Origin of the sequence: Oceanotoga sp. (assembly GCF_030445905.1) — a bacterium.
GTDB classification, from domain to species: Bacteria; Thermotogota; Thermotogae; order Petrotogales; family Petrotogaceae; genus Oceanotoga; species Oceanotoga teriensis.
Genome location: NZ_JASUSU010000021.1, coordinates 11,979 through 36,272 on the forward strand (window position 1 = coordinate 11,979; position 24,294 = coordinate 36,272).

Below are 24,294 nucleotides of genomic sequence, written 5' to 3' on the forward strand. Positions count from 1 at the left end.
ATAAAAATAATTTTACCATTTAGTTTCGTCTAATATTATTTGTATTCTTTTATTATATTTATCAAGAGTCTTTTTTATGTCTGCATTGTCTAATACTATTTCTTCAACAGCAGTACTTACAAGTGATTGAATATCTTCAAACTTAGGATGTGGAGATGCTGGAACAGCTGTTGCATTTTGTTCTAAGAAGATCTGTTCTAATGGATGATCTTCAAACCAAGGATCTTCAGCAGCTTTTGAGTTTGAAGGGAATATTACAGGAACTCTTTTTGTTATATCCATTGCTACATCAGCTTCAACTAAGTATTTAACAAGTCTTAATGCTGCTTCTTTATGTTTTGATTGTTTTGGTACTGTTAATACTTCTCCACCAGCAAATGATGCAGAGAATCCACCTTTATCTGGTTTTGGAACAAAAGAAACATAGAAATTTGTTTCAGGATATGATGATGCTGTGTCTGAAATAACATTTGCACCAGTTACCAACATACCCAATTTTCCTTGACCAAAAGCAGCTTGTAAATCGTTCATCTTTGTTTTTAATGCATATTTTGATAAATCTTTATAGAATTGAGCAGCTTCAATTGCTTCTGGGCTATTCAATGTAGCTGTTTTTAAATTTTTTGTCATTATATCACCATTATTACCCCAAACTGCAGGTAAGAACCATTCTTGCCATGGTGAATAAGGTTCTCCTATTGCCATACCCATACCATATACGTCTGAACCCAATGCATCGATTTTTTTTGCAGCTTCGAGAACCTCACTCCATGTTTTTGGTGGATTTTCTGGATCTAAACCAGCTTGCATGAATAAGTCTATGTTATAGTACATAGCTCTTGTACCCAATAACCAAGGGAAACCCCAATATTTTCCATTGAATTGAACTTGATTCCAACCTACGATATCATCTCTTACGTTTTTATATATAGATAAATCTGTTAAAACACCTTCATTTGCAAAATTTGCAACCCATGTGTTTCCCAATTCGAGTACATCTGGTGCTGTACCAGCTGCAAATGCAGTAACTATTTTATCGAAACCGTTTGCCCAAGATAATTGAACGAATTCAACTTCTATATCTGGGTTTTTTTCTTCAAATTTGTCTAATATCAAACTTGCTGTATCTTCATCCATCATAAAGTTCCAGAACACTATCTTTTCTTTCGCAAATCCAAAAGTAGCTAAAAGAACTACTGTTAAGATAATAAATACTTTTTTGAACATGCTTTTCCCACCTCCAGAGATTTTTAAAAAGAGACTTTGTTAAGATGACCTTTTTTCATCTTTTTTAATATTTTTTTTGCAAAATCATAATCATTCATAAATTCATTCATAAAAGATATTGCTGAACCAATTGCTATAGTATCTACTTTGTTGTTGTCCAAAAGAATGAATGATTCTTCATGATTTTTCTCCATATTTTCGTATAATTTATTTATGAATATATTTTTTATTTTTCCTGGAATTAATAGTATATCTCCCCCAAGCACTATTTTATCTGGATTCATAAATAATGAATATTCGGATATTTTATCTGCGAGATTCGATATAAATAGTTCTATATCTTCCTTTAATGACGATTCTACAGTTTCATAGTTTTTGATATCTTCTATGCTTATAGATTTATTCTTGTATTCTGGAAGATTTTGTTTGAATTTAATTTCTCCTGCAGAATAAAAACTACCTTTGTATAACTTTTTGTTTATTACTATACCGGCACCCATACCTTTTAGGGTTAATATGTTTTCTGGAAAAAAGAACATAAAATACAAGAGATTTTGAATTTGTAGTTTTAAATATAATAGATAAGATGCAGCCCCTGAATTGGCATCATTTTCTATAAAAGTATAAATTCCAAATTCATCCTCCATAGTTTTTTTTAGATTCACCTTATGCAGTTCAAGGTTTGTAGAAAGCTTTATTAAACCGCTGTTAGAATCTATAACACCGGGTAAAGAAATACTTATTCCTAATAGTTTATTAAAATATTTTTCATATGATTTTATTTCATCTTTTAGATCTTGTATTAAACTTTGTCCAACACTACTTTTTCTCAATTCACCTTTTTTTACAATATTTCCCTTTAAATCTATCAATATTGAAAAGATTCTTCTTTTTATTATAGATATTCCAAGTACATAGAATCTATCATTATTTAATGTTAATTTTTGAGTTTTTCTTCCACCGTTTTGTCCTGCTGATATTTCTCCATCAGTTATTATTATTGATTCATCGAGAAAACCTTCAATATTTCTTGAAACAGTGGATCTATTTATTTTTAATTCTTTCGATATTTCTTGTCTTGTAAAGGAATCTTTCATCCATATTTGTCTTAATATATTATGTTGTGTTTCATTTAGATTAAACATTTCACGACCTCCAATTAGTTGCGTGCATATTGCAACTAAATAGATTCTACTACTTTATATTTTTTTATCAAAGTTTGATTTAAGGTAATTATTCGAAAATATTAAGGATTATGAATATAAAAAAAAGTTTTTTGCATAAATACTTAAAAAAACCTTAAATATAATTAAAAAAGGACAGATTTTAATCTGTCCTTCAAGGTTTATTTTTTAATTACAGGTAAATATATATATACTTTACTTTCTTTTTGATGAGGTTTGAAATCCTCATTATAAAGTTCAAAATCTTTTCCTTTTGGATCATAAGTGTATTCTGAATTTGGTAACCATTCTTGAAATATTTTATTGAAAGTTTGACTCATAGTTTTTACATCTCCAACATGTTCAAAAACTGCATAGTATGCTTGGGGTATGTTTAAGGTTTCCATTTCTTCATAAGGTTTTTCATCATCTTCTAGGGTTACAGCTGCCATATAACTGAATTTTCCAGTTTTTTCATCATAATCATGACTTATTCCATAATATTCATTTTTTGTTTTGAAATATCCTTTTTCCCAATATTCATCAAATTTATGCCATATGTCTCCACAATCTTTTGAAGCGTTTTGCATGTCTGTTTTTGTATTGAACCCCATAACTTTTATGTCTTTTCTTGTTTCAAATTTTTTTACTTCTATCATAAAAACCACCTCCCATATAATTTCATTTTAATTATACATTTTTTGATCTGACGTATTATGTCAGTATAAAACTGATATAATTTTTTTAGATTTATTTATATTTTTTGGAGATGATTTTTATGAGTAATTTTCACAGAATACAGTGGATTGATTCTATGATTAAAAATAAAAATTACCCCACTGTGAACAAGATATCTAAAGAATTTGAGATATCTTCAAGACAAGTTTATAGAGATATAGAATATATGAAATATTCTTTGAATGCTCCTATTGAATATTCTAAAAAAGTTAAAGGTTATGTCTATTCTCAAGATTTTGATCTTCCAAGTATTTTTATAAGACAAGAAGATAAAGAATTATTATCTTTTTTGGCTGAAAGATACTCTAAGATAAATGATGATTCTGCACAAAATATAGCAGATTTATTTCTTAAACTTTCTGGCGGTGATTCTAAGGTTAAAGATTTTGATATGCCTTTTGTAGATATTCCTGTAGATATTTTAGATTTTTATAATACTTTAAATGATACTATTAAAATGAATAAAAAAATAAAAATAAATTATCATAAATATAATTCTGAAAATGATTTAAGGATAATTTCTCCGTATAAGATTTTTAAGAATAGATTTAATTATTATTTTGTTGGATTTTGTCATTTGAGAGATGATATAAGAGTTTTTAGATTGGATAGAGTTGTTGGATTTGAAGTTATAGATGAGGAAAGGTTTATTTATAGTTTTTTTGATGAATCTGAGTATAAAGATGATGAAAATAGTTTTAAATATACAAAGCCTTATACAGCCATCATAAAGTATTTTGGTGATGATGATTTGAATGGAATTAAATGTTTTAAGAAAATAGAAAATAATTTTTATATACAGTTTGAGAGTTCAAAAAAACTTATAATGGATCTTTTCTCGAGGAATAATAGATTTATAATTTTAAAACCAAATTGGTTGAAAAGAAAGTTTTTAAAGATGATTAAAGGTTTCATGAATGAGTATTCGGAGGATGATTTTTATGAATAAAAAATATTTAAAAAATGTTGAAAAAATTAATATGTGGAACTCTTTTATGGGCGCGGTTAAATCTGTTTTGAAATATAAGGGTTTTGATGATATCTCTAATTTTGAACTTTTAGGTATTTCTGGAAGAGCTTTTGATTTTGTAATTGGAACTAAATGTGATGCTGGTGGAGTAACTGTTTATGATTGGGGAAGTGAACATTTTCATCAACTCGATAGAGTAGGTATTTATTCAGATTTTAAATTAAATTTTAATAATGATTTAAATACATATAGGTATTTACAAAATGATTGTATATCTTTAATAAAAAATTATATAGATAAAGATACACCTGTTATTATATGGGCACCAACAGATATTTTAGAGTTTGGAATTATTAATGGTTATGATGATGAAGATGAAGTTTTTTTTGCAAAAGATGTTGCAAATGATGATCCAGATCCTCTTTTATATAAAAATCTTGGTTTTTCTTTAGTTCCATATTTATATATTTGTTTCATAAAAGATTTTATTAAAATAGACAATGAAAAAGCTTATAGAACTTCTTTAGCATACGGAGTTAGAGAATGGAATAAGAAATTTCATATTTCAAAGTATTATTCTAAAGGTTTAAAAGCATATGATAATTTAATGTTTTCTATCAAGGAAGGAGATTTTGATAGATTTGGATTCAAGTACTGTCTTTCAGTTTATAATGAGTCTAAAAGAGCTATTTATGACTATTTAAATTATTTAAGAGAGAAAAGTTCTTCTTTGAATATAAGTTCAGAAGTGATTGAAATATTTTTAGAAGTATCTTCAATTTTTTCTGAATTAGTTTTGGAATATCCTTTTTTAGGTCATAATGATTATTATATTATAGAAAATAAAGATAGTTTAATAAAGAAATTTGAAAGATTAAAATATATAGAGAATGAAGGTTTTAAGATTTTGAAGGATGATGTGCTTAAAATGTAAAATAAAATTAATTTTTATGTAAAATAAAAATATTTTAAAAGTGTTAGTATATATAAGAAATTGATAGGAGGGTTAATATGAACAATGAATTTAATAAAAAATCAATATTCCTCCATAACCTGTTTTTAAAACAGGGGATATCATTTTCTCTTTATGAAATCAATTATGGAACACTCATCTTTGTTTAGATGAGTGTTTTTTTTATAAAATTAAATAAATTTAGGAGGAGATTAATATGATTGCCATGAGAGCACGAAATCTCTACGATGTTGATGAATTAGAAATAATGGAAGTTTATGAACTTTTTGAACTTGCTAAAATATTCAAAAGACGAATGAGTTCACCGGTAAATAAATTGCCTATTTTTAAAGATAAGACGGTTTGTAATCTTTTTGTAGAACCGAGTACAAGAACTAAAAACTCATTTGAACTTGCAGAAAAATTTTTAGGAATGAATGTGTTAAATTTTAATACTTCTTCAAGTGCTTTATCTAAAAAAGAGACTTTAAAAGATACAGTTCTTACATTGTCATCTATGTCTATAGATCTTTATGTTATAAGACATAGAGAACCTGGTTCACCAGCTTTTATAAGCAAGTTTACAGATGCTCAAATAATAAATGCTGGAGACGGTCTTCATGCACATCCTACACAAGCTTTACTCGATACTTTTACTATTTTTGAAAGATTTGGTTCTTTTAAAGATTTACGAATTTCAATAATAGGAGATTATTATCATAGTCGAGTTATAAGATCTAACCTCAAACTTTTAAATAAACTCGGTGCAAATATAACTGTTTGTTCACCATCTACTCTTACACCAAAATCATCTTCACTTTATAATATGAATTTTACAAATGATGTTGTTGAAGCGATTAAAGGATCAGATGTTGTTATGGGTTTAAGAATGCAACTTGAAAGACAGACAGATGGATTATTTGCCAGTCTTAAAGAGTATAATGAAAATTTTGGAATTACTGAAGAATTATTTGAAAAATATGCCAATAAAAACGCAATACTTATGCATCCAGGTCCTATAAATAGAGGTGTAGAACTTTCTGGTAGTATAGCAGATAAGCATTATTCAGTTATAAATGAACAGGTTAAAAATGGTGTTGCAACGAGAACAGCCTTGATTTATAAAATGATGGGCGGTGAAGGTATATGATAATTTTTTTAAAGAATGCTAAAGTTTTATCTAAATCATGTGATGGAATGTTTGATTTGCTTTTAAATAATGGAATTATTGAAAAGATATTTTCATGCGAAGATACACCAGATTCTCTTGTATATGATGAATGTATTGATTTAAATGGAAAAACTTTAATACCTGGTATTATAGATATGCATGTTCATCTCAGAGAACCAGGATATGAATATAAAGAGACTATAGAGAGTGGACTTAAAGCTGCAGTCAAAGGTGGTGTGACTACTGTAGGAGTAATGCCAAACACAGATCCTGTTATAGATAATGAATATTTAGTAGAATATTTAAAAATGAAATCTGAATTATATGGCCTTTCAGAAATTTTGCCTATAGGAGCTGTTACTAAAAAATCACAAGGTGTTGAACTTGCACCGATGATTAATATGGCTAAACGAGGTGCAATAGCATTTTCAGATGATGGTAATCCAGTTGAAAATGCACATATAATGCTTAAAGCTCTTGAATATTATAAAATGACTAATAAACCTATAATAAATCATGCAGAAGTTAAAGAATTATCTAAAACGGGTTTTATGCGAGAAGGTGAATATTCAAATTTTTATGGAATTTATGGAATACCTTCTGTTGCAGAATCTATAATGGTTGCAAGGGATATAGAACTTGCTAAATATACAGATGCACATGTACATATAGCTCATGTTTCAACTCAAGAAAGTTTGAATTTAATAAAAAATGCAAAAAAAGATGGAGTTAAGGTTAGCTGTGAAGTTACACATAATCATTTGATATTTACAGATAAAGATTTAAAAGATTATTCTACATCTTTTAAAGTTAATCCACCATTGGCGGATGAAAAATCTCGAAATATTTTTATTCAAGCTTTAAAAGATGATTTAATAGATATAATAGTTACAGATCACGCACCACATGCTGATTATGAAAAAGAAGTAGAGTTTCAGAATGCTCCAAATGGTATAAGTGGTTTAGATACTTTATTATCCTCTCTTTTGAAACTTTCTATTGAAGAAGATATTTCATTAAAAAAACTCATAGAAAAGGTAACTTATTATCCAACAAAAATCTTTAATTTAGAAAAAAAGGGAGATATAAAAGAAGGATATTTTGCTGATTTAGTGATTTTGAATGAAAATGAAACATGGAATGTAAATAATAAAACAGTATTTTCAAAAGGGAAAAATACTCCTTTTATGGGAATGGATCTTCCTGGTGTTGTTGAATATACTTTTATAAAAGGTAAAAAAGTTTATTCGAAAGAAGATGTTTTGGTATGAACTTAGCAAGAGTTGTCGAAAACAAATCTTTTTATAATTATGGAGTTATTACTTTTAAAACTGATAAAAAATTAGATATAGAGCCAGGACAATTTTTGATGATGAAATCAAAAGATGGTTATAATCTTTCTAAGCCATTTTCTGTAATGGATTGTAAGGATTTTGAATTTAAGGTTTTGATAAGAAATGCAGGAGATTTTTCTAAGTTTTTAATAAAGCTAAAAATTGGAGAAGAACTTTTATTTAGGGGACCTTATGGTTCTCCTTTTTCTAAGTTTATAGATTTTAATAAAAAATATATTTTGATTGGAGGGGGCTGTGGAAGTGCCCCTTTAATGCATTTTAAAAAAATCTATCCAAATATTATTGAAGATAGTGTTTTTGGATTTTCTGATTATCGTATAAAAAGCATAGTTGATGATGATAATATTTTTGTTGATAGAATAGATGGAATGAATCCCGTTGATTATATTTTAAATAGAAACAAAGGAAAAGATATAAATATAATTTCATGTGGTCCAAAAGGAATGTTTATATATTTAAAGTATATAATAGATTCTTATCAAACAGCGTGGATATCTATGGAAGAAAATATGGGTTGTGGAATAGGTATGTGTAAAGGATGCCCTGTTGATACTGTGGATGGAGTTAAAATGGTTTGTAAAGATGGACCTTTATTTAATATTAAAGAGGTGATTTTATAATGAATCTTCTCGAAACAAATTTATTCAATAAAAAAATAAAAAATCCTTTTATCATAGCTTCTGGACCTTGTGGAAACTTTGAAGAACTTTCAGAAATAATAGATATAAATAATTTGGGTGGAATAACTACTAAAACAATAACAAAAGAACCCAAGATAGGTAATAAAGCTCCGAGAATAGTTAATTTGAATGATGGACTTCTCAACTCTATAGGACTTGAAAATAAAGGAATAGATTATTTTATAGAAAATGAAATTAAAAGAATAGAAAATTATAATACTTTAAAGATAATAAGTATAGGTGGATATAATGAATATGATTTTGAATATATGATAGAAAAAATTGATGATTATGATATAGATTTTTATGAATTAAATCTTTCATGTCCAAATGTAAATAAAGGTGGAGCAACACTTCTAAATGATAAAAAATTACTTTCTAAAGTTATTGAAAGATCTTGTAATTCAACAGATAAACCTATTTTTTTGAAATTTGGTTATGAAAGTAATTTAGAAGAACTCGTTAAAATAGGTGTTTATAATGGTGCTTCTGGAGTTACTTTGATCAATACTTTAAAAGGTATGAAAATAGATATAAATACAGGTAAACCTATTTTGAAAATGAAAACTGGGGGTGTATCTGGATCTTTTATAAAACCTATGGCTGTACATTGTATTTATAAAATAAGAGAAAAATTTCCATATTTACCAATAATAGGTATGGGTGGAGTTTTTAATCATGAAGATGCTATTGAATTGGCCATGGCTGGAGCAAATCTTATTGGTGTTGGGACGGCTATGATGATGGATCCAGAAATTGTTAATAAGATTATTAAAAATACAGCTTTTTATTTATCATCTAAGAATAAGAACTTTGAAGATATTGTTTCTAAATCTCATGAAAGGACTGATAATTATGTTTTATAATAGATATTTGAAAAATGTTGATCTCAGGAATTCAAGAGTTTGTGTTGGACTTGATAGCGATATAGAAAAAATTTCAGATAAATTTGGAGTGAATGAAGAAAAAATCTTCAATTTTAATAAATATATAATAGATTCTACTTATGAGAATACAAATACCTATAAATTGAATATAGCCTTTTATGAACAAATTGGATATAAGGGTATTAAAATGATGGAAAAAACAGTTGAATATATCAAAAGTACTGATACTCCAATAATAATAGATTGTAAAAGAGGCGATATAGGTAATACTGCAAAAGCTTATGCAAAATATTATTTTGATCATTTGCAAATCGATTCTATAACAGTTAATCCTTATATGGGAAGAGATTCTTTGATTCCATATCTTGAATTTAAAGATTCACATATATTTATTTTGAGTTTGACATCTAATAAAAGTGCACAAGATTTGATAATTCCAAATAAACTTCATATAAAAACTTCAAAATTGGCGAATGAATTGAATAGATTATTTGAAAATAGAGTTGGAATAGTTGCAGGTGCAACTCAAGAATGTATAGAAGATTTAGATGAAATAACAGAAAATGAAATTTATTTAATTCCAGGTATAGGTGCACAAGGCGGAGATTTGAAAGCTCTTATTAAAAGTACATATAATAAAAATATATTGATTAATTCATCAAGAGGTATTATTTTTTCTGAAGATCCAAAGAAAAGTTTGATCACTTTAAAAAATAATATTAATGAGGAGATTGATATTTATGAAAAATAATATAATGAATATTTTAGAAAAAACTGAAGCTGTTTTAAAAGGACATTTTTTGCTTTCATCTGGAAAACATTCAGATACATATATACAATGTGCAAAAGTATTGATGTATCCAGATTATGCGGAGATGTTTGGGGAGATGATTGCTGACAAATTAGATGATGAAGTAGATATAGTTGTTTCTCCAGCTCTTGGCGGAATAATAATAGGATATGAAACTGCAAAAGCTTTAGGAAAAAATTTTATATTTTCAGAAAGAAATTCAGAAGGAAATATGGATATAAGACGTGGATTTGTATTGGAAGAAAATTTGAGAATTTTAATAGTAGAAGATGTTATAACAACTGGAAAATCTACAAAAGAAGTTATAGAAGTTTTAAAAAATTATAAACCGAAAAAAATATATAAAGCTTGTATAGTGAATAGAGGTAGTATAGATGAAATAGATGGAGATAAAATAATTTCTTTAGTTGATATCAAACCAGATATTTATGAAGAAGATGATTGTCCATTTTGTAAGAATGGAGATAAACCTATAAAACCCGGAAGTAGAAAATAAATAAAACCCTCATATTGATATGAGGGTTTTATTTTGCATTATATAGATAATTTATTATATTCATGGCGATATGATATTTATTCTTTAGAAGGAAAAGAAATAATGTATTTTGGTGAAGTTTGGCATGATGGAAATAACTTTGAAATTCTTGGAAGGGCAAGCTTTGAGATTAAAATAATATAAAAAAGAAGAATCTTTTTAAGATTCTTCTTTTTTTATCATACTTGAAAATATTTCTACTATATTCTCATCAAATTGAGTTTTTTTGCATTTATAAAGTTCTTCAAGTGCTTGTTCTTTTGTCAATTTATTTCTGTATATTCTGTTGCTAGTCATAGCATCCCAAGTGTCTACAATACTCAATATTTTTGAATATATAGGTATTTGATCGCATTTTAAACCATCGGGGTATCCTTTGCCATCACATCTTTCATGATGATGTTTTACTATCTTTGCTATTTCTTTCATGCTTGTCATTTTGTTCAACACTTCATATGCATATAGGGGATGTTTTTTTATTTCATCGAATTCTTCTGGAGTTAATTTTCCAGGCTTATTAAGTATTTCATCTTTTATGAGTACTTTTCCTATATCATGTACCAAACCAGCAAGGTATATTTTTTGTATTTCTTTTTCTGGAAGATTCATTTCTATAGCCATTTTTTTTGCGAGTTTTGCGACATTTTCTGAATGGCCTTTCGTATATTTATCTTTGTATTCTATCATTTTTATCAAGGATATTATTATATCTGTTTGGGTTTTTGTCTCTATTTCATCAAATTCTTTTAAGGTCATGAACATTTTTATAAAACTATAAAAAAATTCTGCGAATCTAAATGATTCTGAAGTGAAATTACTCTTACTTTCGTATGATGTATGTAAGGTTATATTTCCATAGAATTTATTTTCTGTTCTTATTGGTATGAATAAAGTTTTATATATATTTTTTAAATGATTTGGGAGTTGTGGATATTTTGTGGATATTTTATTTATTGTTTTTGTATTTTTTATTATTTCAACATTTTTTTTAAAATCATAATCATTTATAGATATTTTTAATGAATTCAATCCTTTTAGATCATGTCCCTTTGATTTTAAAAATATGATACGATCTTGTTCAACAGTCGATATTATTCCATAGTCAGCTTCTGGAATAAATTCAAACAAGTTATCAAATACTTCTACAAGGAAGTTTTTTTTATCTGTTTGTTGAAATATTTTTGTTGAAATACTTATCAAATTTTCCATTTTATTCATCAATTTTTGATTTTCTTTATAACTATCTTCAATTTCTTCATTCATAGATTCTATTTCATCGAATGAGTCTTTTATTTGTTTTACCATTTTATTGTAAGAGTAGGTTATTTCTTCAATTTCTTTTATCTTATTTTTTTCACTATTATATGATTTTGTGAGGTTTATGTCAAAATTTTTCATTTCTTTGGATATTTTTTCGATTGGTTTTGAAATTTTTTTACTGAAATTGTTTATGTATATTATTCCAAGTGATATGAATATTATTGAGAATATTATAATATAGTTTTTTATTTTTTCTGCTTCTTTATTGAAATCTGAATAATAAGCCGTTGAAGTTATTATCAAATCCCATGGTTCAAAGTATTCTGCATATGATATTTTTAATCCTATAGAAGTATTTTTTGGATATTTCCAATTGTATTCTATATATCCTCCACCATTTTTTGCAATTTCTATAGTTTTTTGTACCATTTTGAATTCTGGATTCTTTGCATCAGAATAGTTATATGCATTTTGATTTTTTATTTCTGGATGCATTATTATATTTCCTTTTGAATCATATATTATATAATAGTCATTTTCTTGATCGGAAGGTATACTCGATAGAGCATTTTCTAAAGAAATTTTTGCATTTTCTTCATTATCATATTTTTTTATATGGTCATTGTATTTTTCTTTTGCCAAAACCATCGCACTTTTTACAGAATTTTTTAATAGTATTTTCCCTTTTTCATTTAAAGCATTTTTGGAGATTTTGTAACTGTAAAACCCCGTTAGGAGTATAGAAATCAAGAATATTATCATTATAAGAATGAATAATACAGTTTTTAGTCTATATTTCATTTTTCCCCACCCCTGCATTTAATATTTTAAGTATTTAACATTTATCATCTTTTTTCATTTTTCTTTTTTCTGTGTACATTTTTTTATCGGCAAATGATATTAATTCGTCAAGGGTTATGAAGGAATCAAATTTATATTCGTGAATTCCATGTGCAACGCTTATTTCATAGTCTTTTTTATCTATTTCATTTATGGTGTCAAAGTCTTTTTTTATTCTTTCCCATATCATTTCTGCATTTCTTTCTGTACATTTTGGGAATATTATTAAAAATTCGTCTCCACCCATTCTACATAAAATATCAATTTCTCTTATATTTTGTTTTATTAGCATTGTTATATCTGTTAAAAGTTTATCACCAGTGTTATGACCAAATTTATCATTTGTTATTTTTAGATTATTCACGTCTAAAAAACATATTGATAAAGGAGTTAAATATCTTTTTGTGAATTTCATCTGTTCCTCAAGAATTATCATTCCCATTCTTCTGTTGTATATTCCAGTTAATTCATCATAATTTGCATATTTTTCTAGTTTTTCTTGAGATTTTTGTATTTTAAAGAATGCATTTGCTATATTTCTAAAGGCTTCCATTACTTTTAAGGATTCATTTCCAAAATATTTTTCAGATTCGAGAGCTATATCTAAACTTATTCCAGCTATTTTTACATCGTCTATTTTTAAATCAAATGTTAGAGTTTCTTTCATTAATTTAGATCCATCTGCAAATTCTCTCTTTGTGGATCCTTCCATATTGTTCAATGTATATTGGTTTATATTTTTTATTATTGTAGCTCTTTCTCTTGGAATTGGATCAAATATTTCCATTTTTAAATCAAGTGCTTGAAGTTTTTCTAAATCATGACCAACACAGTCTATAAATACAATTTTATCATTTTCGTATTTGAATACACTTCCAAAGTTAGCTTCTGGAGTTATTTTCATGGCACTCTTGAATAGGTCTGATAAGAATTGATCTCTGTTTGGCTTTTTTGTTATATCTATTTTTGATATTATATGGATTATTTCTTCAAATTTTTCAGTTACTTTATTTAATTCTTCAAAAGAAAATTCTAATTCTTCTTTTTGAGCTATTAATTCTTCATTATAGGCAATTAGTTGTTCATTACTGGCTTCAAGTTCTTCTTTTTGAGCTATTAATTCTTCATTATAGGCAATTAGTTGTTCATTACTGGCTTCAAGTTCTTCTTTTTGATCACTTATCAATTCTTTTGATTTTTCGAGTTCTTTAGTTCTTTCATGAATTATTTTTTCTAATTTTTTTGATTGTTCTTTTCCAATTTTCTTCTTTATATCAAAATATATATAGAAGGATAACATTAAAAACATTAATTGAACTACTCCTAATATTATTCCTATTAGTTCTAATTTTGTTATAACTTGATTTATTTCTGTTAGAGGTTCTGTCATCGCTATTATTATTTTTCTTTCATCCATACTTAAAGTTGTCCATGACATCAATTTTTGTATTGTTTTTTCATTTTCTTTCACGAAGTATGTTTCGGTACCATTTTCATTATTTACCATTTTATTTGCTAAAGTTATTATTTGTGGGTTTTCTTTATATATTTCTTCAACATTTTTTCCAATTTCATATTCATCATGATCATGAATTATTTGTTTTTTTTCATCTATTATGAATATGCTTTTCATTATATTATTTGGAAGTATTTTTATATAATTTTCTATGAGTGAGTTTAAGTTTATTGTGAATATTAAATATTTAACTTCTGAATATGTTGGAATTTTTTTTATTATTGAAAAGAATTCATAATTATCTGTCACTTTTATATTTGTTATCAGCATATCATCTATATTTTTTATAGTATCATAATTGTTTTCTATATATTTTCTCAATTCAGAATAAATTTCAGAGTTTTTATCATTGGTCTCTTTTGAATAGAAACCGATTGGATTTAAATTTTTATCTAAAAATGTATGGGCTATTAATTCATTGTGATTCATATAGTCATCTTTTACTATTTCTGGGATGAATATACTATCTTTTATACTTAAATGAGCATATTTTGATTTTGATAGTGTATCTATATGAGATATTAATGTGTTTATTTGAATGAACATAGATGATTTTATGATTTCAACTTTTCCAATTTGCCTCATTTTGAATTCATTTTGTTGTAATTCTATTGATTTATTTGTGAATGTTGTTATTCCAAGTGTCATTATTATTATAAAAGATAATAGTATGCTTATGAATATAATATCTATTTTGTTAAATTTCATATTGCCCTCCGTAAATAAATAATTAAAAAAAATTAGATTAACAAGATTTTGTATCTTATTATTAATTATAACATTTATTTTAGCGGAATTTTTTAGTATTTTAGAGGATTTTGGTTAATTTTTATAAAAAAATATAAGTCGGATTTATCCGACTTATATTCTTCTAATGTATTCAAGTATTATTTGATTGAATGATTCTGAATTGTATAGATCTTCTCTTTTTCTTATTTTTTTTATCATATTATCCCTCCTTAGAGATATATGGTATTTGTTTATTCATTTATATTAAATCAAATGGAGTTAACTTCATGTCAAGTTTTAAATCGGACAAAAAAGGTTAAGATTGTGAAAATATTGGAGTTAACTCTATTAGTAGTTTTTAGATATTTTGTGAAATTAAATAATATTATTTAATAATTGAAGTTTTCTTTTTTTATACTTGCTTAATTGTTGATACTTGAAATAACATATATTTTAAATATATGTTATAATTTCTTTAGAAAGCTTGTTATAATCGCATTTTTATTTTAAATTTTTCCGGAGTTTATTTTGGAGTGGGAGGGAGTTTATGAAGTTTAGCATTAGAAAAAAGATGATTTCTTTATTGATCTTGATTTCTGTTATTCCTTTGGTCATATTGACATCTTATAGTTCTTTTAATTTTTATAATAAGATGAATGATAGTGTAGAGAAAATTGTTATGACCAAAAATGAGGATTTGACCGATTATATAAGGTCTTATATGAATCCTGTTATAGAACTTTCTAATTATGTTAAGTTGAATCTTGAAAAGAATGGTTTGAGTTGGAGTTTTCAGAATTTTAATAATTTGGTGAATTCATATAAGATGATAGATAATATTTATATGGGTTTGAGTAATGGTACTTTTTATTCTGAACCAGATTATGATCTGAATGATTCTTATGATCCTACGAATTCTTATTGGTATAAAGTTGGAATGGAACATCCAGATAGCATTGTCATGACTGATCCTTATTTGCAGGGTTTTAATAATAAGACTGTAATTTCAATAGTTTTTAATTTTGAGAGTTCTGGTATGCAGGGTGTTCTTGGAATGGACTTGGATTATGATCATTTAGTTATGATGCTTGAGAAAAATATAGGTTATGATTCAGCACAATCATTTGTTTTGACATATGAGGGTAAAAATATTCTTCATTCGGATAGGAATTTAATAGGTCAAGACAGATCTAATGAGGAGTTGTTTTTAAACGTAGATTCGGAGAGTGGTGTTGTTCATTATTCTATAAATGGTGTTGATATATTTGGTTATTATAAAAAGATTCCAGAGTTTGAGTGGATAGTTTATACTTCTATTGAACATGCCGATATAGTTAAGGCTCCAATTGATCAAACTATTTATTCTGGTATAATATCTGGCGTAATAATAATTTTTGCTATTTTTATTTCTTATTTTTATATTAGAAGTATTGTAAATCCACTTAAGAGATTATCAAAAGATGTTAAACTTTTTGGTGAAGGTGATCTCACAGTTGAATTTGTATCAAAAAATAAGGATGAGATAGATGAGATAGCAAATTCTTTGAATTATATGTCAGAAAATCTTAAGAATTATATTATTAATATAAAGAATGCCTCTGATGATATAGAGAAATCTTCTGATTCTCTCAAAGATGTTTCTTTTGAGAATAATAGAGGTATAGAGTATTTAGTAGAACAGTCTGTAACTATTCAAAATGATTCTCAAAGTGCATTTTCTACAATAGAACAGGTTAAAATAGGTGTTGATGAAGTTGCTACAAATTCTCAAACTGTTTCTAAAGAATCTCAGAATTTGAATGATCTTGCGAATAATACCAATGATTCTGCTAAAGAAGGGTATCACAGTATTAAAGAAATGATTAATTCTATTAAACAAGCTGTGGGGCAGTCTCAAGAAACTGAAAAGAATGTAGAAATACTTTCTGCTAATGCAGATGAAGTAAAAAATATAGTTGATAGTATTTATTCTATTACCGAACAGACTAATTTACTTGCTTTGAATGCAGCAATCGAAGCAGCCCGTGCAGGTGAAGCTGGAAAAGGATTTGCTGTTGTTGCAGATGAGATAAGGAAGCTTGCAGAGGAGTCTGCTAAGGCAACTGATAGAATAGGTGAAATCTTGGGTAAGATAAAGAGTGGCACTGATGTTGTCAATAAGGCAACTCATAAAACTTCTGATATAATACAAGTTGTGGATTCTGAAATGAGTAATGTTTCAAATAAATTTAAACTTATTTTTGATCAGGTTGAAAGTATGAATTCTGCTGTGGAGAATTTAACTGCCAATGCTCAAGAGCAAAGTGCAAGTGCCGAACAAATGAATTCTTCAATTACTGAAATATATAATGCAGTTGCTGAAATAAATCAAAAATTGATTCAAACAGGAAATACTTTGGATCATCAAAAGAGTAACACGGGTAAAATTGAAGATAGTTCTGAAGAACTTAAAGGATTATCAGAAAATCTTAAGAAGAGTATAAGTGCTTTTAAATTAAAATAATAAGTAATAAATAAAGGAAGAACTTTATTGTTCTTCCTTTATTTTTATTTCAGTTATTATATTTATTTTAAAGTCGTTTAGCCATTTTTTGTTTGCTTTTATTTCATATATTTTGTCTTTTTTTATATTTTTTATGAGATTTTCATCTATATAGAATAATTTGTGTTCATATTCGTTTTCTATTATTATTTCATATAGGTTGTTTTCATCGGGAATTTCGCTTATATAATTTATTTTCCCATTGTAATTTATTATTTCATCATCGTTTTTTTGTTCTTTTTTATTATTTTCAAGGTTTTTGTTGTTTATTATTGTTATTTTTAAACCTATGTTTTTTCCTATGGCAGTTTGATAACCTTGAATTTGATATTTTTTATTTGTTTCTAAAAGATTTTTGTTTTCTTCATTTATAAATGCAGTATATTCTGTATTTCCATCGGAGATTTTTATTTTTAGTATTCCATTTTCATCTGGTTTTTGATTCATTTGTATGACTTTAATATCCATTTTTATTGTTTTTATCTCTGTTGGCAATCTTCTTATTGTTATTTCGCCATTTTTTAATCTTGGTATATCATTTGTATTGAAAGTCATAGGAAATAAGTTTATACTTAATAATAATGTAGAAAAAAGAAATATAATATTTTTCATTCTTTCTCCCTTCCTTTTTTGTTGTTTTTATTTATTTTATGTTTTCTATCTTAAACAACTCTTAAAGAAAGGAATTATTGAGTATTTATAGTTTTGAAGCTGCTTCTTTATCTACTATTATGTATACATCATTATGCAATTGTAATATTGATGCTGGTAATTCTGGTGTTATATTTCCTTTTACTGTGCCATATATTGCATCTGCTTTGTTTTTTCCATTTGCAAGAAGTACTATTTTTTTTGAGTGCATTATCGTTTTTATTCCCATGCTTATAGCTTGTTTAGGTACTTCATCTATAGAATCAAAGAATCTTGAATTTGCTTTTATAGTTTCTTCATCAAGGTTTACAAGATGTGTTGTAGATTCAAATTTTATATCTGGTTCATTAAAACCTATATGGCCATTTGTTCCTATTCCAAGTACTTGTAAGTCTATTCCACCAGCTTTTTTTATTTTTTCTTCATAGTTTATACATTCTTCATGTATATCTTTAGCCGTACCATCTGGTATATTTGTATTTTCAGTCTTTATGTTTATATGGTTGAAAAGGTTATTTCTCATGTAATAATAATAACTTTGATCATTATCTCTGCTCAATCCGAAATATTCATCGAGATTGAATGTTTTTGTTTTTTCAAAGTCTATTATTTTTTGTTCATAGAGTTTTATCAATTCTTTATACATTCCTATTGGAGTACTTCCTGTTGCTAATCCTAAAATAGATTCTTCTTTTAATATTATTTGACTTGCAACTATTTGAGCAGCTTTTATGCTCATTTCTTCGTAATTATTTACGACTATAACTTTCACAAAATCATCCTCCTAAAATTTATATTATTTGATTGAGAAATGATGTGCCGTTTTCAGGGGCTTCAATTTTAAAGTACTCGGCAACTGTTGCGCCAACATCAGACATTGTTTTTCTATGTCCAATATTGATATTTTTTTTATTTTTATTGTATATTAAGAGTGGTACATTTTCTCTTGTATGATGTGAGTGGCCTATTGTAGGATCATTTCCATGATCTGCCATTACTATTAAGTAGTCATCATCTTCCATTATATCTATTAATTGTTTTATATATTTATCAGAAACTTTTAATTTTTCTACATATCTTTCTACATTTTCGGCATGACCAGCTAAATCAGTTTCTTGTACATTTGTGCATATGAATCCATCTTTCATTTTTTTGAATTCTTCTATAGTTTGTTTCATTACATATTCTGTATCTACACCTGGAATTGATTTTCCATATCTATTTTCAACTATATCAGCTACTTTTCCAATTAAGGTTACAGGGATGTTGTTTTTTCCTAATATTGTTGGGATTTGCACTTCTGGATCTATTCCATATCCAAGATGTATTACGAGATAGTCTTTATTATAAACACCGCTTTTTGGAGCGTTTACTCCTATGTATGTATCATCTTTTGTTTCTATTGAGTTTATTAAGTCATCTTTTGTAACATCTTTTCCACCAAAGGCTATAACTCTTGAAACTTGTACCTGACTTCTCACTATTTTACCTATTTCTATAACTTCTTCAAAAGATATTTTATCGAAGGTCGAGGTTACATTATAAGCTTGACCTCCATCTGCTTCAAGATTATCTCCAACTGTTACACAATTGTTTACTAATAATATTTTTAATTTTTCGCCTATATATTCTACATTATAGCCTTTTTTGATTAATTCATTGTATACTATATCTATTTTTTTTGAGAATGGTTCCATTATTGGATGTTTTGGATTTGTTCCCATTATTTCTTGATGACCATAGAATGTATCTGCATTGAAGTGCATTAAACTTGATTTTCCAAAAACAGCATCTGGATTTTTTTTCATATTTTCTGTTTCCATATTTAATGCATTCATTAATCCAAGTTTTTCTAAAGTTGGTAATTTTAATCCTGGAGTTTTTTCAAATATATGTTTTGCTGTATTTGCGCCAAAATCTTCTGGTCTTGTTTTTATAACATCATCCATATAACCTACACCGTAACTATCTAAAACTATAACTGTAAATTTTCCCATTAAGATCATCTCCTTAAGAGTCTGCCCTGGCTGTCATATAAACCAATTATTTCAGCTTTCCCTTCTTGTATCCCTTTTACTACTGCAACTTTACTTCTTGTTACAAAGATTTGAGTTCTAAAATTTAGTATTGTTGTGTCTCCTATTGCATTGTTTTGGTCTATTTCTATATAGTAATCTATACTTTCTGCATCTGGCATTATAGTTTTTTCTATTTTTGAATTTTCTATGTTTTTACCAACTAGAACATTTTCCATATGAGATCTTCTATAATGTCCTCCACCGTACATGAATGAGGAATTTTTTAAATTATGTGATATTTCACTTACATATACCATAGAAGGTATTTCTTTCATATCAAAATCTGCATGCATAGGGGTTGTTCCAAGTAGTCCATGACCAGGTTCACCATGTGTTCCACCATTTTCTTTTATTTTTTTTATGGTGTGTGTACATGTTGCCGAAGGCATATTTATATGACCTGGATTTATTCCATTTTCATTTAATATTTTTATAGCTTTTTTTATAGTTTGAATATTTGGAGTTGGTAATATGTCTTTTTTTTGTTCATTATATAAAAAACACGGGAATGAAGTGATTCCATATATTTTTATATTTTCCATTTTTTGAATTTTTTTAATGGCTTCTTCTAGTTCGTTTAAATAAAATCCACCATATTGAGCTGGATATAACATATCACCATCATTTAATACTCTCAGCATTATTTTTTGGGTTTTGCCTAAATTCTGAGCTTCATCATTTATTTTTTGAGCTTTTTCTATAGAATATACAGTCATTATTTCTGGATCTTTTTCTAAAAAATATTTGATCATAGAGTTTGGAGTTTGTACGAGATGTCCAATATTTCCAATTTTTATGTTATTTGCGGCGAGTATTTCTGCTTCCTCAAAATCGACAACTACAGCTCCTTCATATCCAATTTTTAATAATTGGTCGGCAATATAAGGGTTTCTACCGAGTTGTTTAGTCATAAAAAATAGTTTTACTCCATATTTGTCTGCTTCATCTTTTATCGATTTCGCATTTTTTAAAAGTGTATCGAGATCTATTATATAAGTGTCTGGTGGTATCAACCCATTTTGATGTAATTCAAAAGCAGTTTGTATTAATTTTGGATTTCTTTTCATAGTTTTTTCAAGGAACATTTCATCACCTCTTGGAAATTTTATTTATAGATTGATTTAGTATTCTTATTATTGTGTCTGCACCACTTCTCATAGGATTTATTCTTATCATTCTGTTTTCGAGTTCTGGATCGGCAGCTCTAAATGTTCCGGATATTCTATAGAACATAGGGGCGAATTCATATTTTGATTCAGATCCTACAGGATGTGGAATTGCTCCGAGTTTTTCAGCTTCTTTTAATACATCATAAGCTATATTTTCATCGAATTCAACCAAGAGAACTTTGGATTGTGCATTTGCTAAAAATGCATTTTTTATATGAGGAACTTCATTATTATTAAGTCTTTTTACTAATTCATCATTTACTTCTGCTTGAATTGCAAGAGATACAGGAGCATATATTAAACCATATATTACATCCATAGCTTCATGTCCTTGTACTTGACTTCCACCAGAATAATTTAAGTTTTTTACTTTTTGAATTAATTCTTTTTTTCCTACAAGACAACCAACACCTTCTGGGCCGAGAAGTTTAAATGTTGAAAATGCAGATAATTCAGCTCCACATTGTGTACCCATTTTTTGAGTTTTCATTATAGCATAGTTGTCATCTATTATTATTGGTATATTTTTTTCATTTTTTATTATTTTTATAACATTTTCAAGATCATAAGAGTCTTCTATTTTTTGTCTTGAATGTTGTATTAAAGCACCTTTTATGTCAGGATTTTTTTCGATTTTTTCTTTTATATCATTTATATCATTGAAATCAGCTTTTATTGTTTTTACACCCATAGTATTTAAAGTAACTTCTGTCGTTGGATAGATAGGTGCATCATGTACGAGCAATTTTTCATTGTTGTTTATAAAACTTATTAAACCCCATCTCAAAGCACCTGTTCCTGATCCTCTCAATAGTATAGCATCTTCTGCATCGAAGAAATCTGCAATTGTTTTTTCAACTTGTATAGTTGTTGTTGGTTTGTTTTGACCCATCACTACTCCGAGGTCTCCTCTTGAAAGTATTTCATGCCCTTGGAAATTTTTTGTTATAGAGTCTATCATTTTAAATTGTAATTTTTTAGCTTGTTCTATATTTAATGATTTAAGAGGATATGTTTTCAATTTATTCACTCTCCAATATTTTTTTCGGGTTGTTTATTAGCATATTTTCTATGTCAGTATCTTTTACTCCATTTTTTATTAGTTCAGGAATGAATTTGTCTAAAAGATATGAATATCCAATTCCACCTTTGTATTTTAAATGTGATTTTCTTGTTATATCTACAGATAATACTATTCTTTCAGATAAACCTTTTTTACAAAGATTTGTTAATATTTCAATTCTTTTTTCATCACTTAAATAACTCAGTTTTCCTATTGTATCTATTTCAACATAAACGCCTTTTTGTATTAGTTTTTCTATATATTCTATATCACCAGTTAAATCAGTATGACCGAGTATAATTTTATCTAAATTTGCATTCATTTCTTTGAATAGTTCTATTTGTTCTAAACCCATAGTACCAAGACTTGTATGTGTTGTTATAGGCCTTCCTGTATTATTATGAGCTATTGCTGCCGCTCTTAGAACTTTTTCTTCAGCAGGAGTTATTTTATCTTTTGAAGAACCAACTTCTCCTATTATTTGTGCTTTCACTCCGTAGTTTTCTATGCCATTTATTATTTCATTTTCCATTATTTTGGCAAGCTCTTCTTTTGTTTTTGTATAAACTTCGTCTGGTAAAAATGGTTCTTTATAGTATCCAGTTGAAAATATAAAATTCATTCCAGTTTCTTCTCTTAATTTTAGTATATATCCGATATCTCTACCCATACCCATATTTGTAACTTCAACTATATTTTTTACATTTTTTCCCATTAATTCTAATAATTCTTCTTTTGTTTGATCATAACAATCAAGTCTGCAATCTGGATCTTTTTTTACTCCCGATAAATCTATTCTCATGTGTTCATGCATATAAGTATATCCGTTTTTTAACATATTAATCACCTTCCTTAAAAAAGTATTCTTGCTTTTTTCGTTCATAAGATTTTAAAAAGTATCTTTTATATAGTTCTGGTAATTCATATATTTGATATATTTGTTTACAGAATTCGATTAAGTTTGCAGTGTTTTGTACATTCTCTTTTGAACATATTAATAAAGATTTTGAAAGTTCATTTGTTGGTATTGATATGGCAGATGAGTTTATCATATTTGCAATTTTTGAGAGGTATTTTCCAGATTTATTTTGTTCGTTTTTATAAGTTTCTCCCATACAACCAAATACAGAATCTCCCATTCCATATATATCAGTAGGTCCTTCCATACAAGATATAAAATCTACTTCTTTGAATATTTTTTTTATTTGTTTTATAGATTCTTCTCTATTTGAAAAATCTGGATATTTGAATTCTTTTATTTGTATATTTTCTACATTTTTTATTATATTTTTAAGTGTTTCTTTCATGGGTTTATCATCGGCTGTGTATAGATTTGAGGGAATAGCTATTATATGTTTTTTATTTTCTGGTTTTATATCAAAAAGTAATTTAAATATATTTTCTATTATTTCAAAATTTTTTGAAATTATTCCAGTTCCAGCTGTGAATTCTATGTTATCTGTAGACTTTTTTGAATTTTTTGCTTTTAATCCCGCTCCCTTTAAAAGAATTGAAAATAAGTTTAAAGAAATAGCTGGATTTATTACAGATCCACCTCCATCTGTAGCTATTGCAAAATCATTTATTCCATACAATACATTTACAGCCGAGGCAGAGGATGAGCCCGTCATATTTTTTCCAGTTATTGGATTTTTTATATTTATATCTATTGCCCTACCGCCATCTGACATTTTATCTATTGTATGGAATAAATAATTTTTATTTGAAAGTTTTCTTATGATGTCTTTATTTATAGAAGAAGTATTTTTTACTCCAAATGTATAAAAATCATCATAAGTTTCTATTTTTTCCATCATTATATTTAATATATCTGTATTTATTTTTTCTATAGTGATATCTTTAAAATCAAATGCTTTTATATTTTTTTTTGCTATTTTATATACAAGCTTATCTCTCATATTAGATTCTCCCGATTTTTTATATTAAAATGGAGGCG

At 26.9% G+C, this 24,294-nt stretch carries 22 protein-coding genes; 10 read left to right on the top strand and 12 right to left on the bottom strand.

Annotation, left to right across the window (positions count from 1 at the left end):
• Positions 1 to 12: 12 nt before the first annotated feature.
• The 3 genes from PWP28_RS07580 to PWP28_RS07590 all read right to left on the bottom strand — a co-directional run bounded on the left by PWP28_RS07580 (position 13) and on the right by PWP28_RS07590 (position 3,049).
• Positions 13 to 1,227 carry an extracellular solute-binding protein gene (locus PWP28_RS07580; protein WP_264149314.1) on the bottom strand — a complete coding sequence of 405 codons (1,215 nt, stop codon included), beginning with the start codon at positions 1,225 to 1,227 and terminating at the stop codon, positions 13 to 15.
• Between the two features lie 23 nt (positions 1,228 to 1,250).
• Positions 1,251 to 2,372: an ROK family transcriptional regulator gene (locus PWP28_RS07585; RefSeq protein ID WP_109604599.1), complete on the bottom strand. Its 1,122-nt coding sequence runs from the start codon at positions 2,370 to 2,372 to the stop codon at positions 1,251 to 1,253.
• A gap of 200 nt (positions 2,373 to 2,572) precedes the next feature.
• Positions 2,573 to 3,049, bottom strand: a complete 477-nt coding sequence (locus tag PWP28_RS07590; RefSeq protein ID WP_308644517.1) for a GyrI-like domain-containing protein — start codon at positions 3,047 to 3,049, stop codon at positions 2,573 to 2,575.
• A gap of 119 nt (positions 3,050 to 3,168) precedes the next feature.
• Between PWP28_RS07590 and PWP28_RS07595 the strand changes: the two genes are divergently transcribed.
• The 9 genes from PWP28_RS07595 (at position 3,169) to PWP28_RS07635 (ending at position 10,633) form a co-directional block, all read left to right on the top strand.
• Complete coding sequence (locus tag PWP28_RS07595) at positions 3,169 to 4,077, top strand: YafY family protein (RefSeq protein WP_158274801.1); 909 nt, start codon at positions 3,169 to 3,171, stop codon at positions 4,075 to 4,077.
• Positions 4,070 to 5,032, top strand: coding sequence for a hypothetical protein (locus PWP28_RS07600; protein ID WP_109604596.1), 963 nt, complete (start codon positions 4,070 to 4,072; stop codon positions 5,030 to 5,032). Before PWP28_RS07595 ends, PWP28_RS07600 begins: the two co-directional genes overlap by 8 nt.
• 235 nt (positions 5,033 to 5,267) lie before the next feature.
• The gene (locus tag PWP28_RS07605) at positions 5,268 to 6,200 is read left to right on the top strand and encodes an aspartate carbamoyltransferase catalytic subunit (RefSeq protein ID WP_109604595.1); all 933 of its coding nucleotides are present in this window, start codon (positions 5,268 to 5,270) and stop codon (positions 6,198 to 6,200) included.
• The gene (locus tag PWP28_RS07610) at positions 6,197 to 7,492 is read left to right on the top strand and encodes a dihydroorotase (RefSeq protein ID WP_305081338.1); all 1,296 of its coding nucleotides are present in this window, start codon (positions 6,197 to 6,199) and stop codon (positions 7,490 to 7,492) included. The genes PWP28_RS07605 and PWP28_RS07610 overlap by 4 nt, the downstream gene beginning before the upstream one ends.
• Positions 7,489 to 8,196: an FAD-binding oxidoreductase gene (locus PWP28_RS07615; RefSeq protein ID WP_264149308.1), complete on the top strand. Its 708-nt coding sequence runs from the start codon at positions 7,489 to 7,491 to the stop codon at positions 8,194 to 8,196. The genes PWP28_RS07610 and PWP28_RS07615 overlap by 4 nt, the downstream gene beginning before the upstream one ends.
• Positions 8,196 to 9,122 carry a dihydroorotate dehydrogenase gene (locus PWP28_RS07620; RefSeq protein WP_305081340.1) on the top strand — a complete coding sequence of 309 codons (927 nt, stop codon included), beginning with the start codon at positions 8,196 to 8,198 and terminating at the stop codon, positions 9,120 to 9,122. Before PWP28_RS07615 ends, PWP28_RS07620 begins: the two co-directional genes overlap by 1 nt.
• The gene (gene pyrF / locus PWP28_RS07625; RefSeq protein ID WP_109604591.1) at positions 9,112 to 9,894 is read left to right on the top strand and encodes an orotidine-5'-phosphate decarboxylase; all 783 of its coding nucleotides are present in this window, start codon (positions 9,112 to 9,114) and stop codon (positions 9,892 to 9,894) included. Before PWP28_RS07620 ends, pyrF begins: the two co-directional genes overlap by 11 nt.
• On the top strand, positions 9,884 to 10,450 hold the full coding sequence (gene pyrE / locus PWP28_RS07630) for an orotate phosphoribosyltransferase (RefSeq protein ID WP_109604590.1): 567 nt from the start codon (positions 9,884 to 9,886) through the stop codon (positions 10,448 to 10,450). The genes pyrF and pyrE overlap by 11 nt, the downstream gene beginning before the upstream one ends.
• Positions 10,451 to 10,483: 33 nt before the next feature.
• Entirely contained in the window at positions 10,484 to 10,633 is a 150-nt protein-coding gene (locus PWP28_RS07635; protein WP_158274800.1) for a hypothetical protein, read from the top strand.
• A 15-nt stretch (positions 10,634 to 10,648) separates the two neighbouring features.
• Here PWP28_RS07635 and PWP28_RS07640 read toward each other — a convergent pair whose 3' ends face one another.
• Positions 10,649 to 12,550 (bottom strand): HD domain-containing phosphohydrolase, encoded by a 1,902-nt coding sequence (locus PWP28_RS07640; protein ID WP_308644518.1) that lies wholly within the window; start codon positions 12,548 to 12,550, stop codon positions 10,649 to 10,651.
• Positions 12,551 to 12,584: 34 nt separating this feature from the next.
• Entirely contained in the window at positions 12,585 to 14,813 is a 2,229-nt protein-coding gene (locus PWP28_RS07645; protein WP_308644519.1) for a GGDEF domain-containing protein, read from the bottom strand.
• A 568-nt stretch (positions 14,814 to 15,381) separates the two neighbouring features.
• Here PWP28_RS07645 and PWP28_RS07650 point away from each other — a divergent pair.
• Positions 15,382 to 17,337 (top strand): methyl-accepting chemotaxis protein, encoded by a 1,956-nt coding sequence (locus PWP28_RS07650; RefSeq protein ID WP_308644520.1) that lies wholly within the window; start codon positions 15,382 to 15,384, stop codon positions 17,335 to 17,337.
• Positions 17,338 to 17,361: 24 nt separating this feature from the next.
• Here PWP28_RS07650 and PWP28_RS07655 read toward each other — a convergent pair whose 3' ends face one another.
• The 7 genes from PWP28_RS07655 to PWP28_RS07685 form a co-directional block, all read right to left on the bottom strand.
• Complete coding sequence (locus PWP28_RS07655; protein ID WP_308644521.1) at positions 17,362 to 17,988, bottom strand: hypothetical protein; 627 nt, start codon at positions 17,986 to 17,988, stop codon at positions 17,362 to 17,364.
• Positions 17,989 to 18,073: 85 nt separating this feature from the next.
• Complete coding sequence (nagB, locus tag PWP28_RS07660; RefSeq protein ID WP_109604933.1) at positions 18,074 to 18,799, bottom strand: glucosamine-6-phosphate deaminase; 726 nt, start codon at positions 18,797 to 18,799, stop codon at positions 18,074 to 18,076.
• Positions 18,800 to 18,818: 19 nt separating this feature from the next.
• On the bottom strand, positions 18,819 to 20,024 hold the full coding sequence (locus PWP28_RS07665; RefSeq protein ID WP_308644522.1) for a phosphopentomutase: 1,206 nt from the start codon (positions 20,022 to 20,024) through the stop codon (positions 18,819 to 18,821).
• A gap of 5 nt (positions 20,025 to 20,029) precedes the next feature.
• Entirely contained in the window at positions 20,030 to 21,190 is a 1,161-nt protein-coding gene (locus tag PWP28_RS07670) for a YhfX family PLP-dependent enzyme (protein ID WP_109604935.1), read from the bottom strand.
• A gap of 4 nt (positions 21,191 to 21,194) precedes the next feature.
• Entirely contained in the window at positions 21,195 to 22,295 is a 1,101-nt protein-coding gene (locus tag PWP28_RS07675) for an aminotransferase class V-fold PLP-dependent enzyme (RefSeq protein ID WP_109604936.1), read from the bottom strand.
• Between the two features lies 1 nt (position 22,296).
• Positions 22,297 to 23,175, bottom strand: a complete 879-nt coding sequence (locus tag PWP28_RS07680) for a phosphotriesterase (protein ID WP_109604937.1) — start codon at positions 23,173 to 23,175, stop codon at positions 22,297 to 22,299.
• 1 nt (position 23,176) lies between these two features.
• On the bottom strand, positions 23,177 to 24,256 hold the full coding sequence (locus PWP28_RS07685; RefSeq protein ID WP_308644523.1) for a hypothetical protein: 1,080 nt from the start codon (positions 24,254 to 24,256) through the stop codon (positions 23,177 to 23,179).
• Positions 24,257 to 24,294: the final 38 nt, after the last annotated feature.

Bases quoted from the DNA above. Each gene is read 5' to 3' on its own strand.
- PWP28_RS07580 (WP_264149314.1), bottom strand. From the start codon at position 1,227: ATGTTCAAAAAAGTATTTATTATCTTAACAGTAGTTCTTTTAGCTACT.
- PWP28_RS07585 (WP_109604599.1), bottom strand. From the start codon at position 2,372: ATGTTTAATCTAAATGAAACACAACATAATATATTAAGACAAATATGG.
- PWP28_RS07590 (WP_308644517.1), bottom strand. From the start codon at position 3,049: ATGATAGAAGTAAAAAAATTTGAAACAAGAAAAGACATAAAAGTTATG.
- PWP28_RS07595 (WP_158274801.1), top strand. From the start codon at position 3,169: ATGAGTAATTTTCACAGAATACAGTGGATTGATTCTATGATTAAAAAT.
- PWP28_RS07600 (WP_109604596.1), top strand. From the start codon at position 4,070: ATGAATAAAAAATATTTAAAAAATGTTGAAAAAATTAATATGTGGAAC.
- PWP28_RS07605 (WP_109604595.1), top strand. From the start codon at position 5,268: ATGATTGCCATGAGAGCACGAAATCTCTACGATGTTGATGAATTAGAA.
- PWP28_RS07610 (WP_305081338.1), top strand. From the start codon at position 6,197: ATGATAATTTTTTTAAAGAATGCTAAAGTTTTATCTAAATCATGTGAT.
- PWP28_RS07615 (WP_264149308.1), top strand. From the start codon at position 7,489: ATGAACTTAGCAAGAGTTGTCGAAAACAAATCTTTTTATAATTATGGA.
- PWP28_RS07620 (WP_305081340.1), top strand. From the start codon at position 8,196: ATGAATCTTCTCGAAACAAATTTATTCAATAAAAAAATAAAAAATCCT.
- pyrF (WP_109604591.1), top strand. From the start codon at position 9,112: ATGTTTTATAATAGATATTTGAAAAATGTTGATCTCAGGAATTCAAGA.
- pyrE (WP_109604590.1), top strand. From the start codon at position 9,884: ATGAAAAATAATATAATGAATATTTTAGAAAAAACTGAAGCTGTTTTA.
- PWP28_RS07640 (WP_308644518.1), bottom strand. From the start codon at position 12,550: ATGAAATATAGACTAAAAACTGTATTATTCATTCTTATAATGATAATA.
- PWP28_RS07645 (WP_308644519.1), bottom strand. From the start codon at position 14,813: ATGAAATTTAACAAAATAGATATTATATTCATAAGCATACTATTATCT.
- PWP28_RS07650 (WP_308644520.1), top strand. From the start codon at position 15,382: ATGAAGTTTAGCATTAGAAAAAAGATGATTTCTTTATTGATCTTGATT.
- PWP28_RS07655 (WP_308644521.1), bottom strand. From the start codon at position 17,988: ATGAAAAATATTATATTTCTTTTTTCTACATTATTATTAAGTATAAAC.
- PWP28_RS07665 (WP_308644522.1), bottom strand. From the start codon at position 20,024: ATGGGAAAATTTACAGTTATAGTTTTAGATAGTTACGGTGTAGGTTAT.
- PWP28_RS07670 (WP_109604935.1), bottom strand. From the start codon at position 21,190: ATGTTCCTTGAAAAAACTATGAAAAGAAATCCAAAATTAATACAAACT.
- PWP28_RS07680 (WP_109604937.1), bottom strand. From the start codon at position 23,175: ATGTTAAAAAACGGATATACTTATATGCATGAACACATGAGAATAGAT.
- PWP28_RS07685 (WP_308644523.1), bottom strand. From the start codon at position 24,256: ATGAGAGATAAGCTTGTATATAAAATAGCAAAAAAAAATATAAAAGCA.